We start from the raw sequence: 15,023 nt of genomic DNA on the forward strand, positions 1-15,023 counted from the left end.
GGCGCGCATATCGCCTCCCTCCTCATCACCTTCTTCTACCGGCAGATGCCGAAGCTGATCGAGAACGGGCACCTCTTCCTCGCCGTGCCGCCGCTCTATCGCATCACGCATGGCGGAAAAACCGTCTATGCCCGCGATGACGCGCACAAGGAGGAGCTTCTTGCGCGCGACTTCAAAGGCAAGAAGCCGGATGTCGGGCGCTTCAAGGGGCTGGGCGAGATGATGGCCCAGCAGCTGAAGGAAACGACCATGGACCCGAAGAAGCGCACGCTGCTGCGCGTCGTGGTGCCTGCCGAGAGCAAGGCCGAAACGGATGATTCGGTCGAGCGCCTCATGGGCGAGAACGCAAAGGCCCGTTTCGCCTTCATCCAGGAGCGTGCGGCCTTCGCCGAGGAACTGGTCGATCTCTGATCGGTCAGATCCGGGAAAAATCGCCTGACCTGCGCCGCAAACCTGGAAAATCGTGCTTCATCCCCACATCCGCAGATTGCTTCGCGGGCTGAATTAACCGCGCGGTTACCACCCTCGCGATATCAAAATCCCGGAAAGTCGCGATCCGAAAGTCAGTCGGATGATGAAGTTTCGTATTTCTTGGGGACCGGCATGCACAAGATCTCGACTCGGTTGATCGCCGCCTTCCTGATGGTGTTCACGCTCACCATGGGCGTTGCCGGAACCGCGTGGTTTGCGCTCAACGAGAAGACCGCCGCGCTGGATGAAATCTACCGTTCTCACGTCATCCCCCTGCGCAACCTGAAGGTGATTTCCGATCGCTATGCGGTGGACGTGGTCGATGCCGCCCACAAGGCGCGCAACGGCAATTTCAAGCCCGATCAATCCCTGAAGGCGATGAAGGTCGCCATGGCCGAGATCGACAGGCTCTGGCCGGAATACGTCGCCCAGGCCAGCACGGAGACCGAGCGCAAGCTGATCGGCGAGACGCAGGGCAAGCTTGCCCTGGCCCGCAAGGCCACGCTCGACATGATAGCCCTGCTTGAAAAGGGCGACATGAAGGGCCTCGAGACCTTCATCGTGAAGGATATGTATGATGCCATCGATCCCGGCACCGAGAAGATCGCCGCGATCATCGAGTACCTGCTCGACCATTCCAACAGCGATTACGAGGCTTCCGAACGGACCGGCGCGCAGGCCAAACTCGCCTTGCTCATCCTCACCACCTTCGCCTGCATTCTGGGCATGGCGGCCGCCTGGTATGTTGCCTTCGGCGTGGCTGCGCCCCTGAAGCGCTCGGTCGAGGCCGTGAACAAGCTGGCTGCCGGCGATCTTGACACCGAAATCTTGGGCACGGAGCGCCGCAACGAACTCGGCGACATCTCGCGCGCCATGCAGAGCTTCCGGCATGGCGCCATCGAGCGCGGGGCCATGCGCTTGCAGGCGGAGGAAGAGCAGAAGCGCCAGCTTCAGCGCGCGGCTGAGATCGAGCAGAACATCCGTGAATTCGAACAGGCCAGCGCGAGCATCGTGCATTCGGTCACCCAGACCGCGAGCGAACTCGCGCGGGCCGCCAATTCGATGCTGGAGGTCTCACGCACAGCGACCGAGCAATCCACGGCCGTTGCCGCCGCCTCGCATGAGGCCTCAGAAAGCGTGCAGGCCCTCGCCGGCAATACCAGCGAACTCGCAAGCTCCATCCAGGAAATCGGCCGGCAGGCCGAGCAATCCTCGGCCTATGCCGCAGCCGCCGCGGACAAGGTGCATGAGACCGATCGCGCCGCCCAGCGCCTCAGCGAGGCCGGCAAGAAGATTGTCGAGGTCGTCGAGATGATCAAGTCGATCGCCTCGCAGACCAACCTGCTGGCGCTGAACGCGACCATCGAGGCGGCTCGCGCGGGCGAAGCGGGACGCGGCTTTGCCGTGGTGGCCAGCGAAGTGAAGGAGCTCGCGACCCAGACGACGCGCGCGCTTGATGTGATCGCCGAGCATGTCAGCGCCATCCAGAGCGCCTCGGGGGATTCAATCAACGCCATCCGGGAGATCACCTCGATGATCGAGGAGATCAACCAGGTCGCCTCCTCCATCGCGGTCGCGGTCACCGAGCAGAGTGCCGCGACGCAAGGGATCTCGGAGAATGTGCAGCAGGTCGCGGCCGGCACGGAGCATGCCTCGCATGGCATCTCGGTCGTCACATCGGCCACGGCGAATACCGGTGCCGCTGCCGAGCAGGTTCTCGCGGCCTCGAAGGAACTGGCCGAGCAGAGCGTGATGATGCGCATGCGGGTCGATAATTTCCTGCGCACGGTGCGCGCCGCCTGATCGGCGCTCCCGCTCCGGCAACAAGAAGGGCGCCCGGCGGGCGCCCTTTGCATTTCTGTCGGCTGCTTGTTCAGCGCCAGCGCGGGCCTTCGCCGGAACCGCCCATACCGGAACCGCCCGTGCCTGGCCCGCCTGAACCGCCACCGTGATGGCCGCCATGGTGGCCGCGCATGCGGCGACGCTCGGCGAGTTCATCCACGCGCGCCTTCTGGCGATCATCCAGCGTGGCATAGAAGGATTTCGCCGGCTGAACCGTCTTTTCCGCCGCATCCGCCGCCTTGCGCAGGATGATGGCGAGCCGCTCGAGCCGCTCCGGCGCGGTGCCGGTCTTGCCCGCGAAATTGTTGCACACCTCGTCGCGGAGGTCCTTCAGAGCCGGCACGAGAATGGCCGCGAGCTTGTCCATCTCGGCATTCTGTTCGGCCTTGAGGTCAAGATCAGCCCGCAGGAAGGCGCGCGCCACGCCCTCGTAGCGCAGCGGATCGCGCTCGCATATCCGGGCCTGCTGGCGCATCATGCTCTCCGGCCCCTGGCTGCGCCAGCCGCCCGGACCGCCGAAGCGCGGACCCCATTCGGCGATGCTGACGCCGATGCCGATGGTGAGGACCGCCGCACCGGCAATCAGCCATCTGGTGAGCGGCTTCGAAAAGGTGGAGCGGGTCTCGCTCATGTTGCCTGTCTCCCGTGTTTCGGATGTCGCGTCCCCCGGTAAGCAAGCGCCGGAAGCCGGGGTAATTCAACTTAAGGATTGGTCATGTTGCAGACGGTTTCTGCCCATGGAAACCGGAAAACGGGCCGGAATAACCAAGCATTAAGCCTGTTTGTTCATGATGGTGAGGATGTGCCGCGCCCATTCCGGAGGCCCCCATGCTGCGCGAAAGCCTGTTTCTGCTCTCATCCGAAAAGCGGGTGATGCGCGATTTCACGATCCTCCTGCTGGCCGTGGTCGGCTTCGCCTTCCTCGGCGCGCAGGCCACCGTGAAGGCGATGGAATGGTTCGTGCCCGTGGCGCAGCAGACCTTCTCCACCCCGCGCAATCCGGCCCAGGCAGAAACCCGCCTCTACACCGTAACGCGTTCGGTGCTGGATGATCGCATGGCCACCGGCTCCATCGGCCCGATGGCGAAAAGGGAAACCGATTGCCGCCGCTGAGCGGCAATCCGCCTCGTTTTCGCTGATTTTTGCGGTAGATCAGAGATTTCGCGGTTGCAAAGAGGACTCGCGAGGACTATCGCCAAGCATGCATGACGCCGTCCGAGGCGTGAGGGCGCGACGCGCGCGGGGTTCGCCCGCGAAAGCGGGTTCGGCGCCCGCGCCGATCGCGCGACAAAGGCAGGCCCGTCCTTGACCGAAACCGAGACCCAACCTCTTTCCTTTTCCGATCTCGGCCTCTCGCAGGCCGTGCTGGATGCCGTCACGACATCCGGTTACACCATACCCACCCCCATTCAGGCCCAGGCCATCCCGCATGTGCTGCAGCGGCGCGATGTCCTCGGCATTGCACAGACCGGCACAGGCAAGACCGCAGCCTTCACTTTGCCCATGCTCTCGATTCTCGAGCAGGGCCGCGCCCGCGCCCGCATGCCGCGCACGCTGATCCTCGAACCCACGCGCGAACTCGCGGCACAGGTCGAGGAAAGCTTCGTCAAATATGGTCAGAACCACAAGCTCTCGGTGGCGCTCCTCATCGGCGGTGTCTCCTTCGGCGATCAGGACCAGAAAATCACCCGCGGCGTCGATGTTCTCATCGCCACGCCCGGCCGCTTGCTCGACCATTTCGAGCGCGGCAAGCTCCTGCTCACCGGCATCGAGGTGCTGGTGATCGACGAAGCCGACCGCATGCTCGATATGGGCTTCATCCCGGATATCGAGCGCATTGCCGGCGTCTGCCCCTTCACCCGCCAGACCCTGTTCTTCACGGCCACCATGCCGCCGGAAATCCAGCGCATCACCGAGAAGTTCCTCTCGAACCCGGTAAAGATCGAGGTTGCGCGCGCCTCCTCCACCGCCACGACCATCACGCAGAAGCTCGTGGCCACGCATGGGCGTGATTACGAGAAGCGCGAGACGCTCCGCCGCCTCATCCGCGTGGCGCAGGAAGAGGGTTCGGATAACCCGCTCAAGAACGGCATCATCTTCTGCAACCGGAAGAGCGAGGTCGCGACCGTCTACAAGAGCCTGCAGAAGCACGGGTTTTCTGTCGGCGCGCTGCATGGCGACATGGACCAGCGCTCGCGCATGAACGCGCTCGATGCCTTCCGCAAGAACGAGTTGACCCTGCTTGTGGCCTCGGATGTGGCGGCGCGCGGCCTCGACATCCCCGATGTCAGCCACGTCTTCAACTACGACATTCCGCATCACGCCGAGGATTACGTCCACCGCATCGGCCGCACCGGCCGCGCCGGCCGCCTCGGCACAGCGCTGACGCTCATCGCGCGCGGAGATGAAAAGTCTCTTGCGGCCATCGAGAAGCTCATCAACCGTTCCATCCCCTGGGATGAAAGCGGCGACCTGGCCGCCCTGCCGCCCGCGCCGGAAGGCGAGGAGCGCCCGGCCCGTCGCGGTCGTGAGAGCAGCCGCGGCGGCCGCGACAAGGAACGCAGCCCGCGCGGGAAATCCCGTGGCGAGCGCGAGCATGTGCGCACCGCCAGGGAACAGAAGATCATCGATGCCGCCGGCGGCGAGGCCGAGGACGCGCCCCTGGTGGCCGAAAAGCCGCGCCGCGAGCCGCGCCCCCCTCGGGAAGAGCGCGCACCGCGTGAGGCCCGTCCGCCGCGAGCAGACCGTGCGCCGCGAGCAGACCTGGCGCCGCGTGAGGAAGCCCCTCGCCCTGCCCTGCAGGTGACTGATCGCTCCCGCCGCGAGGAGCGCCGCCCGCGCCGCGATCGCGACCAGGATGACGGCCCGACGCCCAAGGGCTTCGGCGAGTTCCTGCCGGGCTTCATGAAGCGCTGAACCAGCTTATACTCGCCTGCCGGCCGCTTCTCTTCTCATGGGTGAACGGGTCGCGGGTGAAGGGGGCGCGCCGTGCCTTTCGAACAGCCCGCGCGTGCCGCCATCGATATCGGCCTCCGACCGCTCAGGCTTTCGCCAGAGCTTCTGGATCAGCCGGGGTGATCGCGACCGATTCGCCGCAGCCGCAGGCGGATGTCTCGTTGGGGTTGCGGAACACGAAGGTGGAGGAAAAGACATCGGTCTTCACATCCATTTCCGTGCCCAGCAGGAAGAGCACGGCCTTGGGATCGACCAGGATGGTCACGCCCTTGTCCTCGATCACTTCGTCGAGCGGGTTTTTCGCTTCCGCATATTCCATGGTGTAGGACATGCCGGCGCAGCCGCCATTCTTCACGCCCACACGAATGCCGAGGATGGGCTTGTCAGCCTTGGCGATTGTCTCGCGAACACGGTCAGCAGCGGTATCCGTCAGGCTCATGACCTGGAAACGACGACGCGGCGCGGCGGATGCGCCGGCAGGAACGGAACTCATGACAACCTCCGGAACGGCGGGCTCAAAAACCCGGGTCGCGTGGGTGAAAGGCCGATGCAAAAGGCAAGGGCCTGTTCACATCAGTATAAGCGCGCTTGCGAAAAAAAGCGAGTGAGGCTGTGATCTTGGCACACCCTCTGGTATCCGGACCTCATGATTCTTCCATCTCCCCTCCCCAGCCTTCGCACCCAGCGTCTCGTCCTGCGGCGCCCTCTTCCGAGCGATATCGCCGATCGCCTGGCGCTGGGCCGCGATCCGGAGATCTACCGCTATCTCGGGGCGGATCCGCGCAAGCTCTCGCCCCTCACCGACGAGCAGGCCAAGGCCTGGGTGGAGAATATCGCGAGCCACCCCGCCGCCTGGGTGATCGAGCATCAGGGCCGGGCCATCGGCGAGATCCTGATCGACAATTTCGTCGAGGCCGATCGCCGCGCCGGCCTGATCATCGGCATTCTCGATCCCGCTGCCCTCGGCAAGGGGCTGGGCACCGAGGCGATCCGCGCCGTGGCCGAATTCTGCTTCGACGTGCTCGCTTTGCACAAGCTCTCGATGCGCGTGCTCTCCTTCAACACCCGCGCCATCCGCGCCTATGAGCGCGTGGGCTTCGTGCGCGAAGGTATCGAGCGCGAGAGCGCGCTGATCGCCGGCGACTGGCATGACGACGTGATTGTCGGCTTGCTGAAGCGGGAATTCGATGCGTTGCGCGGCCACACCAAGGGCTCGGGCGAACTTGCCGGGGCGCAGCTCAGGAGCTGAAGCTCCGCTCCTGATCACCACATATCGAGCGCGACGCGGGCCTCATCGCTCATTCGCGACTGATCCCAGGGCGGATCGAAGGTCATGTTGACCTTGACGCCGGAAACACCGGGCACGCCGAGCACCGCCGTCTCCACCCAGCCCGGCATTTCGCCCGCTACAGGGCAGCCCGGCGCGGTCAGCGTCATATCCACGGTGATGAACCGCTCATCCGAGATATCGATGCGGTAGATCAGCCCGAGTTCGTAGATATCCGCCGGAATCTCGGGATCATACACGGTCTTCAGCGCGGCGATGATGGCGTCGGTCAGCCGGTCGAGCTCTTCGGGCGGAATCGCTCCGATCGGGCTTGCGGTCGCGGCTTCAGCCTCGCGGGAAACATCAGCGGTGTTGTCCATCTCGCCTACTCCTCACGCGAACAGCTTGTCGGCGCGCATCAGCGCTTCAGCCAGCCGGTCGACCTCCTCGCGCGTGTTGTAGAGCGCGAAGCTTGCGCGACATGTAGCGGTGACCCCGAAGCGCTTCAAGAGCGGCTGCGTGCAATGCGTGCCCGCCCGCACCGCCACGCCCTGCCGGTCGATCACGGTCGCGATGTCATGCGCATGCGCCGCCTTGTGCGAAAACGAGAGGATCGCGCCCTTGTTCCGGGCCCGGCCCATGATCGCAATCGAGTTGATCGCCGAGAGCCGCTCCGTGGCATAAGCGAGGAGATCATCCTCATGCGCGCGGATCGCGTCCTTGCCGATGGCGTTCACATAATCGATCGCGGCGCCGAGCCCGATGGCCGGGACGATCGACGGCGTGCCCGCCTCGAAGCGATGCGGGGCATCGCCATAGGTGACGTTCTCCTCGGAGACCTCGCGGATCATCTCCCCACCACCGAGGAAAGGCGGCATGGCGTTCAGCAACGCCTTCCGCCCCCACATCACGCCGATGCCCGAGGGGCCATAGAGCTTGTGGCCGGTGAAGATGTAGAAGTCGCAAGCGAGGTCCTGCACATCGACCGGGAGATGCACCGCCGCCTGGCTGCCATCCACCACCACCGGAATACCGTGCTTCTTCGCGATTCCCACCACATCCTTGATCGGCACGATGGTGCCGAGCGCGTTGGACATGTGCGTGATGGAAATCACCCTGGTGCGCGGCGTGATGAGCTTCTTGAATTCATCGAGCAGGAAATTGCCCTCGGCATCGACCGGCGCCCATTTCAGCACCGCGCCATGGCGCTCGCGCCAGAAATGCCAGGGCACGATGTTCGAATGGTGCTCCATGATCGAGAGGAGGATCTCGTCGCCCTCGCCGATCCTCAGGTGCCGGCCCAAGGCGGAAGCCACGAGATTGAGGCTCTCGGTGGCGTTCTTCGTGAAGATGATCTCATCCACCGAAGGCGCATTGAGAAACGCCCGCACCTTTTCGCGCGCGGCCTCATAGGCCTCGGTCGCGGCATTGGCAAGGTAATGCAAGCCCCGATGCACATTGGCATATTCGGACTCATAGGCTCGCGTCATGCGCTCCAGCACCTGCCGCGGCTTCTGGGCGGAAGCGGCGTTGTCGAGATAGGTCAGCGGCTTGCCGTAGGGCTCGAGCGCAAGTGCCGGGAAATCCGCGCGTATCCGCGCGAGGTCGAGCGTCATGAAATCGCCCTCGCCTGCATCCAGTCGCTCACGAGGCCGGCGAGCCGCTCGCGCAAGGATTCCTCGCTCACGGTGTCGATCACCTCGCCGAGGAACGCCTCGACCAGCAGCGCCTCGGCGATTCTGCGGGGCAGGCCGCGCGCCTGGAGGTAGAAAAGCTGGTTCTCGTCGAGCGAACCGCAAGTCGCGCCATGGGCGCAGACCACGTCATCGGCGAAGATCTCGAGCTCCGGCTTGTTCGACATCCCGGCATCATCCGAGAGCAGCAAAGCGTTGGACGCCATCTGGCCATCGGTCTTCTGCGCATGCGGGCGCACGATGATCTTGCCCTGGAACACGCCATGGGCCGAACCATCCACCACCGTGCGGAAAAGCTCGCGGCTCTCGCCATGCGGCACGGCGTGATCCACCACGAGGGTCGAATCATGGTGCTGATTGCCCTTCAGCATGGTCGCGCCGCGGATCGCCGCTTTCGCGTTCTCGCCCTGATAGGTCACGAACACCTGATGGCGGCAAACCTCGCCACCGAGCGACACCGGCATCGTCTGCAACTCGGCCTCTTCGCCCAGCGTGGCGGCCACGCTCGACAACACCATCGCCTTGTCCCCGGAGAGGTTCAGGCGGATATGCTCGACCTTTGCCTGCCTGCCGAGGCGAAGTTCCACCACCTCGTTCACCTGATAGACGATGCCGGAAGGCCCCTCATGTGTGGCGACCAACATGAGCGAAGCGCCTTCGCCCACTTCCACGATCACGCGCGGCAGGATGCTCGCGGCTGCACCGACATTCTCGGAAAACGCAAGATGCAGCCTGGCGTGCCGGCCCGCCGCGATGCGGATCACCACGCCGTCACGCGCGAAAGCCGTGTTGAGATCCACCACCACATCGCTCGCCTGCCCCATGCCGAGGCCGGGCGTGAGGCCCTCGCGATAGGCATCGGCCAGCGGCTGAACCGTCACGCCAGCGGAGGAATCTCCCCCCTGCCAGCGCCCATTCGTGAAGCCGTGCCGCACGAAGCCCTCAAGCTTCAACGTCTCGCCCGCCACCGCATCCTTCGCCGCGGGGGCAACGCTGCGCATGAGGTTGCGCACATCCGTATAATGATAGCTCTCGATGCGCTTCGAGGGCAGGCCCCTGGCCTCGAAGCGCGCGAAGGCTTCGGCCCGCGCTTGCGCCGCGCCGGGGAGCGAGGCCTTCTCGGCCGCAAAGCGCTCGATGAAAGCCGTCTCGGCCGAATTCCGCATGATCACGACAGGGTTCGCCATTGTGCCCTCACGCCGCTTCGCCGAGATATTCGGCATAGCCGCGCTCTTCGAGTTCGAGCGCGATTTCCGGCCCGCCGGTGCGCACGATCTGGCCCTTGGCCATGACATGCACGGTATCGGGGCGGATATGATCCAGCAGGCGCTGGTAATGCGTGATGACGAGGAAGGCGTGGTCGGGATCGCGATGCGCGTTCACGCCCTCGGCCACGATGCGAAGGGCATCGATATCGAGGCCGGAATCGGTCTCATCAAGGATCGCCATCTTCGGCTCAAGCAAAGCCATCTGCAGGATTTCCATCCGCTTCTTCTCGCCGCCGGAGAAGCCGACATTCAGCGGCCGCTTCAGCATGTCCGGGTTGACGCCGAGCTTGCCCGCTGCCTCGCGCACCTTTTTCATGAACTCGCCGGGGGAGAGTTCATCCTCGCCGCGCGATTTCGCCTGCGCGTTGAGCGCGGCCTTGAGGAAGGTCATGGTCGCCACGCCCGGAATTTCCAGCGGATACTGGAAGGCCAGGAACAGGCCGGCATGGGCTCGCTCATGCGGCTCCATCTCGAGGATGTTCACGCCATCGAGCAGGATCTCGCCCTCGGTAACCTCATAATCCTCCTTGCCGGCGATGACATAGGAGAGGGTCGACTTGCCCGAGCCGTTCGGGCCCATGATGGCCGCGACTTCGCCGCGCTTCACTTTGAGATTGAGGCCGTTGAGGATCTTCTTGCCGTCGATTTCGACGTGGAGGTTCTTGATTTCAAGCATGGTTTTGTTCCGGGTTCTGGGTCTTTCCTCGACGTCATGGCCGGACTTGTTCCGGCCATCTACGACATGGAAAAAGGAAGAAAAGGCAGCAGACGTGGATCGCCGAAATAAGTACGGCCATGACAGTTAGGTTATTGCGGGGGCGAATCGGAATGCAGTTCTGCATACTCGCAGATACTCGCTCCGTAGGCGTTCGGCACACCAGGGAATGGCTTCAAGGCAATCGAAATTTCGCGATCCGAAGCAACAGCAAAAAGAAAACCTGAAGCCAAGCCGCAGTCACCGATGCCGAATCCAGTGTAAATAGTGATGCGATTGTCAGTTTTCCCCTTGATCGCATTCATCGCCTTGAAATCAGCGACAACAGCACGCAAGGACAGCGGGGTTGCTGATTGGGTTCCAGAAGAAAAAGCCGGGCCAGATGGTAGCAGCACATCCTCACCCGCACGTACATAAACCATCTTGCCACGGACAATGATATTGGCCCGTGCCATCCGTTTTATATTGATCTCGTTTTCACGTTTACTGGCTTCTTCAAGCCGCTCGGCGGTAGATTTCTTCACGTCTTGGCCTTGCTCGGCCTGCAAAACTACGGCCATATCCTCAACACAGGTGCAGGCCAAAGCCGGGGTGGCGCAAACGATCAAGGCTGCGGTAGTCAGAATGCGTAGATAATCAGCCATCACCCCACGCTCCCCTCAAGGCTCACGGCGATGAGCTTCTGCGCTTCCACCGCGAATTCCATCGGCAGCTGCTGAAGTACGTCCTTGACGAAGCCGTTGACGATGAGCGCCACCGCCTCCTCTTCATCGAGGCCCCGCTGCATGCAGTAGAAGAGCTGATCCTCGGCGATTTTCGAGGTCGTCGCCTCGTGCTCGAACACGGCGCTCGAATTCTTGCTCTCGATATAGGGAATCGTATGCGCGCCGCATTGCTGGCCGATGAGAAGGCTGTCGCAATTCGTGAAGTTGCGCGCGCCCGTCGCCTTCCTGTGCGCGGTGACCTGCCCGCGATAGGTGTTGTCCGAGCGGCCCGCCGCGATGCCCTTGGCGAGGATCTTCGAGGTCGTGTTCTTGCCCAGATGGATCATCTTGGTGCCGGAATCGACCTGCTGGTAGCCGTTCGAGATCGCGATCGAGTAGAACTCGCCCGAAGAGCCCTCCCCGCGCAGGATGCAGGAGGGATACTTCCAGGTGATGGCCGAGCCGGTCTCGACCTGCGTCCACGAGATCTTCGAGCGCTGCCCCCGGCAATCGCCGCGCTTCGTCACGAAGTTGTAAATGCCGCCCTTGCCATCCTTGTCGCCGGGATACCAGTTCTGGACGGTGGAATACTTGATCTCGGCATCGTCCAGCGCGATCAGCTCGACCACCGCCGCGTGAAGCTGGGCTTCATCGCGCTTCGGCGCGGTGCAGCCCTCGAGGTAGCTCACATAAGAGCCCTTGTCGGCAATGATCAGCGTGCGCTCGAACTGGCCGGTCTTCTGCTCGTTGATGCGGAAATAGGTGGAAAGCTCCATCGGGCATTTCACGCCCGGCGGGATATAGACGAAGGAGCCGTCCGAGAAGACCGCGCTGTTGAGCGTGGCGTAGAAGTTGTCCGTCGTCGGCACCACGGTGCCGAGATACTGCTTCACGAGTTCGGGATGCGTGTGCACCGCCTCGGAGATCGCGCAGAAGATCACGCCGGCCTTGGCCAGCTCTTCCTTGAAGGTGGTGACCACCGAGACCGAGTCGAACACCGCATCGACCGCAACCTTCGCGCCCTCGACGCCCGCGAGGATCTCGCGCTCGCGCAAGGGAATTCCGAGCTTCTCGTAAGTCTTCAGAAGTTCGGGATCGACCTCGTCGAGGCTCTTCGGGCCCGGCGTCTTCTTGGGTGCTGCGTAGTAATGCAGATCCTGGAAGTCGATCTCAGGGTAACGCACGCGCGCCCAGGTGGGCTCCTGCATGGTCTGCCAGCGGCGGAAGGCATCGAGCCGCCATTCCAGCAGCCAGGCCGGCTCGTTCTTCTTCGCGGAGATGAAGCGAACGGTATCCTCGTCGAGCCCCTTCGGCGCGAGTTCGGATTCAATGTCTGTCACGAACCCGTATTTATATTGATCGACGTCGATCTTCCGGACGGTTTCCACCGTCTCTTTCACTGCCGGCATCTCATCCTCCTCATCGGCTTCAAGGACCGAGGGTTGTCCGCTTCTCTACGCATAACCATGCCCGGCCGATCAGGCCGCGCTCACCGCAAATGCCCCTTTCGAGGCAGAATTTTTCACTTTTTCCCGCTTCGCGAGCTGATCGACCACACCCAGCGCCTGATCGATATCGGCAGCGGTCGTGGTCGGGCCGATGGAAAGGCGGATCGCGCCGGCCTTCACCCAGCCCTGCTCGCCCATCGCTTCCAGAACATGGCTCGCCTTCACCTTGCCCGAGGAGCAAGCGGAGCCGGAGGAGACCGCCACGCCCGCAAGATCGAACGCGATCAGCGCCTTCTCGGCGGTCACGCCGGGAATCGCGAAAAGGGAGGTGTTGGGAAGCCGCGCGACGCCTTGGCCCACGATTCGAACTTCCGGCGCGATCGTCTTGAGATGATTTTCGAATCGATCGCGAAGCTCGATCAGGGTCTCGGGATCAAAATCCGCCTTCGCAGCGCGAGCCGCAGCCCCCATGCCGACAATTCCAGGCACGTTCTCCGTGCCACCGCGCTGGCCCCGCTCCTGCCCGCCGCCGGGAATGAATGCGCGCGCAAGCCGCGTTGTGCCATGCGCGAAAACAATGGCACCGACACCCTTGGGACCGCCGAATTTATGCGCGGAGAGGAACAGCGCATCCGCTCCGAGTTTATTGATGTCGATTTCGACACGACCCGGTCCCTGCGCCGCATCCACGATCACGATCGCTCCGCCCGCGCGTGCGGTTTCAGCCAGGGCCGGAATATCCTGCAGCACGCCCGTCTCGTTATTCGCGAGCTGGATCGCAACAAGCGGCCTCGCGCCTTCAGGCTGAAGCGGGCGCGCCCTTTCCAGCATCCCGGCCAGAGCGCCGGGAGAGATGCGGCCATCGGGCTGCGGCTTGATCGGCAGGGCTGCGCCAGCGAGATCCATCGCGCGCAAAGCCGCAGCGATCACGCAAGGATGCTCGGTCTCGCCGTAGATCACCGCTCCGCGCGGCGGATGATCGTCGCCGCAGAGGAAAATCGGAGAGAAACTTGCCTGATCCGCCCCGAGCAACGCATTCGCGGCTTCCGTCGCACCGGAGGTGAAAATCACATTCTCAGCCTCGCCGCCGACCAAGGCCGCGACGCCGGCGCGGGCCTCCTCAACAAGGGCGCGGGCCGCGCGCCCCTCAGCATGAATCGAGGACGGATTGCCGATGGTATCGAGCGCGCGCAACACAGCCTCGCGCGCAGCAGGGTGCAGCGGTGCCGTGGCGTTCCAATCGAGATAGGCGCGCGCCTTGGCCATAGCGGCCGATGACCTCCGAATCCGCCCGAGCGGCAAAAAAACTTCCCTTTTCGCGTGGAATTGTGCTATTCGCACGCGCTCCCAAAAGTTTCCAGCCCTCTGGAAACAATTAGAATAATTCTAAAGTGGGGCACAAGGCCCTCCCGTCAAGAGCCTGCCTTTTTCGTTTTCGTGGGGAGTGCCCCGCGAGGGGCGCGCTGGCCTGACATTCGGAACAGGAAAACCATGCCTGAGGTGATTTTCAACGGGCCGGAAGGCCGTCTCGAAGGCCGCTACCAGGCCGCCAGGAAGAAGGGCGCGCCGATCGCGATCATCCTGCATCCGCACCCGCAATTCGGCGGGACGATGAACAACCAGATCGTCTATAATCTTTTCTATACGTTCCATGAACGTGGCTTCTCGGTGCTGCGCTTCAATTTCCGCGGCGTTGGGCGCTCGGAGGGCGTCTTCGATCACGGCGCGGGCGAACTCTCGGATGCCGCCGCGGCGCTTGACTGGATGCAGGCGCTGAATCCCGATGCCCGCCATTGCTGGGTGGCCGGCGTCTCCTTCGGGGCGTGGATCGGCATGCAGCTTCTGATGCGTCGCCCGGAGATCGAGGGCTTCATCTCCATCGCGGCCATGGCGAACCGCTACGATTTCTCCTTCCTCGCACCCTGCCCGGCCTCCGGCCTCTTCGTGCATGGCGACCAGGACCGCGTCGCGCCGGCGGGCGAGGTGGTGAGCGTCATCGACAAGGTGAAGGTGCAGAAGGGCGTGAGGCTCGATCACGTGGTGATCGAGGGCGCGAACCACTTCTTCGAGAACCGCGTGGAGCAGCTCGTGGGCAAGGTCGGCGAATATCTCGACATGCGGCTCGGCGCGCCGCGCGCCTGAGCAAACCTGGCGCCTGAAGCGCTCCGACGTCATGGCCGGGTTCATCCCGGCCATCCACGACTTGACTGGATCAGATGAGGAAAGACGTGGATACCCGGGACAAGCCCGGGCATGACGGTGAAGCTCTCATCCCGATCCGCGGCCTTCCGACTGTCAATTCCGAGTAGCCATCATGAGCGACTTCACGCCGAAATACGATTTCCTCGCCACGCTCATCGAGCGGGGCTATGTGCATCAGGCTTCCGATTTCGCCGGGCTCGATTCGCTGGCGGCCAGGGGCGAGATCGTCGCCTATGTAGGCTATGATTGCACCGCGCCGAGCCTGCATATCGGCCATCTCATCTCGATCATGATGCTCTCCTGGCTCCAGCGCACCGGCAACAAGCCGATTCCGCTGATGGGCGGCGGCACGACGCGCGTGGGCGACCCCTCGGGCAAGGACGAGACGCGCAAGATCCTGACCATCGAGCAGATCGACGCCAACAAGGAAGAGATCAAGAAGACCTTTTCAAGCTTC

The 15,023-nt window shown here is 63.4% G+C and carries 14 protein-coding genes and 2 pseudogenes; 7 read left to right on the plus strand and 9 right to left on the minus strand.

All coding sequences use genetic code 11. The features are described from left to right. A pseudogene (locus ACKODO_RS06660) lies at positions 1-411 on the plus strand (DNA topoisomerase IV subunit B); the annotation flags it as partial. Between the two features lie 192 nt (positions 412-603). Beyond that, on the plus strand, positions 604-2,274 hold the full coding sequence (locus ACKODO_RS06665) for a methyl-accepting chemotaxis protein (RefSeq protein ID WP_408982667.1): 1,671 nt from the start codon (positions 604-606) through the stop codon (positions 2,272-2,274). Positions 2,275-2,344: 70 nt separating this feature from the next. Here ACKODO_RS06665 and ACKODO_RS06670 read toward each other — a convergent pair whose 3' ends face one another. Then, positions 2,345-2,944, minus strand: a complete 600-nt coding sequence (locus tag ACKODO_RS06670) for a Spy/CpxP family protein refolding chaperone (RefSeq protein ID WP_408982668.1) — start codon at positions 2,942-2,944, stop codon at positions 2,345-2,347. Positions 2,945-3,141: 197 nt separating this feature from the next. On the opposite strand from ACKODO_RS06670, the gene ACKODO_RS06675 reads away from it, so the two are divergent. Together ACKODO_RS06675 and ACKODO_RS06680 are read left to right on the plus strand one after the other, a co-directional pair. Continuing rightward, the gene (locus ACKODO_RS06675) at positions 3,142-3,426 is read left to right on the plus strand and encodes a hypothetical protein (RefSeq protein ID WP_408982669.1); all 285 of its coding nucleotides are present in this window, start codon (positions 3,142-3,144) and stop codon (positions 3,424-3,426) included. A gap of 192 nt (positions 3,427-3,618) precedes the next feature. Then, entirely contained in the window at positions 3,619-5,229 is a 1,611-nt protein-coding gene (locus tag ACKODO_RS06680; RefSeq protein ID WP_408982670.1) for a DEAD/DEAH box helicase, read from the plus strand. 124 nt (positions 5,230-5,353) lie between these two features. On the opposite strand, the gene ACKODO_RS06685 is transcribed toward ACKODO_RS06680, so the two are convergent. Then, a complete protein-coding gene (locus ACKODO_RS06685; protein ID WP_408982671.1) occupies positions 5,354-5,761 on the minus strand; it encodes a HesB/IscA family protein in 408 nt (135 codons plus the stop codon). Between the two features lie 153 nt (positions 5,762-5,914). Between ACKODO_RS06685 and ACKODO_RS06690 the strand changes: the two genes are divergently transcribed. After that, the gene (locus tag ACKODO_RS06690; protein WP_408982672.1) at positions 5,915-6,517 is read left to right on the plus strand and encodes a GNAT family N-acetyltransferase; all 603 of its coding nucleotides are present in this window, start codon (positions 5,915-5,917) and stop codon (positions 6,515-6,517) included. Positions 6,518-6,531: 14 nt separating this feature from the next. On the opposite strand, the gene ACKODO_RS06695 is transcribed toward ACKODO_RS06690, so the two are convergent. The 7 genes from ACKODO_RS06695 to ACKODO_RS06725 all read right to left on the minus strand — a co-directional run bounded on the left by ACKODO_RS06695 (position 6,532) and on the right by ACKODO_RS06725 (position 13,630). Then, entirely contained in the window at positions 6,532-6,915 is a 384-nt protein-coding gene (locus tag ACKODO_RS06695; protein ID WP_408982673.1) for an SUF system Fe-S cluster assembly protein, read from the minus strand. A 12-nt stretch (positions 6,916-6,927) separates the two neighbouring features. Then, on the minus strand, positions 6,928-8,151 hold the full coding sequence (locus ACKODO_RS06700; RefSeq protein WP_408982674.1) for a cysteine desulfurase: 1,224 nt from the start codon (positions 8,149-8,151) through the stop codon (positions 6,928-6,930). Then, positions 8,148-9,416, minus strand: coding sequence for a Fe-S cluster assembly protein SufD (gene sufD / locus ACKODO_RS06705; RefSeq protein ID WP_408982675.1), 1,269 nt, complete (start codon positions 9,414-9,416; stop codon positions 8,148-8,150). The genes ACKODO_RS06700 and sufD overlap by 4 nt, the downstream gene beginning before the upstream one ends. A gap of 7 nt (positions 9,417-9,423) precedes the next feature. Continuing rightward, a complete protein-coding gene (sufC, locus tag ACKODO_RS06710) occupies positions 9,424-10,173 on the minus strand; it encodes a Fe-S cluster assembly ATPase SufC (RefSeq protein WP_408982676.1) in 750 nt (249 codons plus the stop codon). A gap of 131 nt (positions 10,174-10,304) precedes the next feature. Next, positions 10,305-10,856: a hypothetical protein gene (locus ACKODO_RS06715; RefSeq protein ID WP_408982677.1), complete on the minus strand. Its 552-nt coding sequence runs from the start codon at positions 10,854-10,856 to the stop codon at positions 10,305-10,307. Then, positions 10,856-12,325: a Fe-S cluster assembly protein SufB gene (gene sufB / locus ACKODO_RS06720; RefSeq protein ID WP_408982678.1), complete on the minus strand. Its 1,470-nt coding sequence runs from the start codon at positions 12,323-12,325 to the stop codon at positions 10,856-10,858. Before sufB ends, ACKODO_RS06715 begins: the two co-directional genes overlap by 1 nt. A 69-nt stretch (positions 12,326-12,394) precedes the next feature. Then, a complete protein-coding gene (locus ACKODO_RS06725) occupies positions 12,395-13,630 on the minus strand; it encodes a cysteine desulfurase family protein (RefSeq protein WP_408982679.1) in 1,236 nt (411 codons plus the stop codon). 225 nt (positions 13,631-13,855) lie between these two features. On the opposite strand from ACKODO_RS06725, the gene ACKODO_RS06730 reads away from it, so the two are divergent. Together ACKODO_RS06730 and ACKODO_RS06735 are read left to right on the plus strand one after the other, a co-directional pair. After that, the gene (locus tag ACKODO_RS06730; protein ID WP_408982680.1) at positions 13,856-14,506 is read left to right on the plus strand and encodes an alpha/beta hydrolase; all 651 of its coding nucleotides are present in this window, start codon (positions 13,856-13,858) and stop codon (positions 14,504-14,506) included. A 172-nt stretch (positions 14,507-14,678) separates the two neighbouring features. Then, positions 14,679-15,023: pseudogene (locus tag ACKODO_RS06735) on the plus strand (tyrosine--tRNA ligase); the annotation flags it as partial.

The organism is Rhabdaerophilum sp., from assembly GCF_046092605.1.
Taxonomy (GTDB): Bacteria; Pseudomonadota; Alphaproteobacteria; order Rhizobiales; family Beijerinckiaceae; genus Rhabdaerophilum.

Coding starts and splice junctions, on each gene's coding strand:
- ACKODO_RS06695 (WP_408982673.1), bottom strand. CDS start 6,915: ATGGACAACACCGCTGATGTTTCCCGCGAGGCTGAAGCCGCGACCGCA.
- ACKODO_RS06665 (WP_408982667.1), top strand. CDS start 604: ATGCACAAGATCTCGACTCGGTTGATCGCCGCCTTCCTGATGGTGTTC.
- sufB (WP_408982678.1), bottom strand. CDS start 12,325: ATGCCGGCAGTGAAAGAGACGGTGGAAACCGTCCGGAAGATCGACGTC.
- ACKODO_RS06670 (WP_408982668.1), bottom strand. CDS start 2,944: ATGAGCGAGACCCGCTCCACCTTTTCGAAGCCGCTCACCAGATGGCTG.
- sufC (WP_408982676.1), bottom strand. CDS start 10,173: ATGCTTGAAATCAAGAACCTCCACGTCGAAATCGACGGCAAGAAGATC.
- ACKODO_RS06685 (WP_408982671.1), bottom strand. CDS start 5,761: ATGAGTTCCGTTCCTGCCGGCGCATCCGCCGCGCCGCGTCGTCGTTTC.
- ACKODO_RS06675 (WP_408982669.1), top strand. CDS start 3,142: ATGCTGCGCGAAAGCCTGTTTCTGCTCTCATCCGAAAAGCGGGTGATG.
- ACKODO_RS06700 (WP_408982674.1), bottom strand. CDS start 8,151: ATGACGCTCGACCTCGCGCGGATACGCGCGGATTTCCCGGCACTTGCG.
- ACKODO_RS06730 (WP_408982680.1), top strand. CDS start 13,856: ATGCCTGAGGTGATTTTCAACGGGCCGGAAGGCCGTCTCGAAGGCCGC.
- sufD (WP_408982675.1), bottom strand. CDS start 9,416: ATGGCGAACCCTGTCGTGATCATGCGGAATTCGGCCGAGACGGCTTTC.
- ACKODO_RS06690 (WP_408982672.1), top strand. CDS start 5,915: ATGATTCTTCCATCTCCCCTCCCCAGCCTTCGCACCCAGCGTCTCGTC.
- ACKODO_RS06715 (WP_408982677.1), bottom strand. CDS start 10,856: ATGGCTGATTATCTACGCATTCTGACTACCGCAGCCTTGATCGTTTGC.
- ACKODO_RS06725 (WP_408982679.1), bottom strand. CDS start 13,630: ATGGCCAAGGCGCGCGCCTATCTCGATTGGAACGCCACGGCACCGCTG.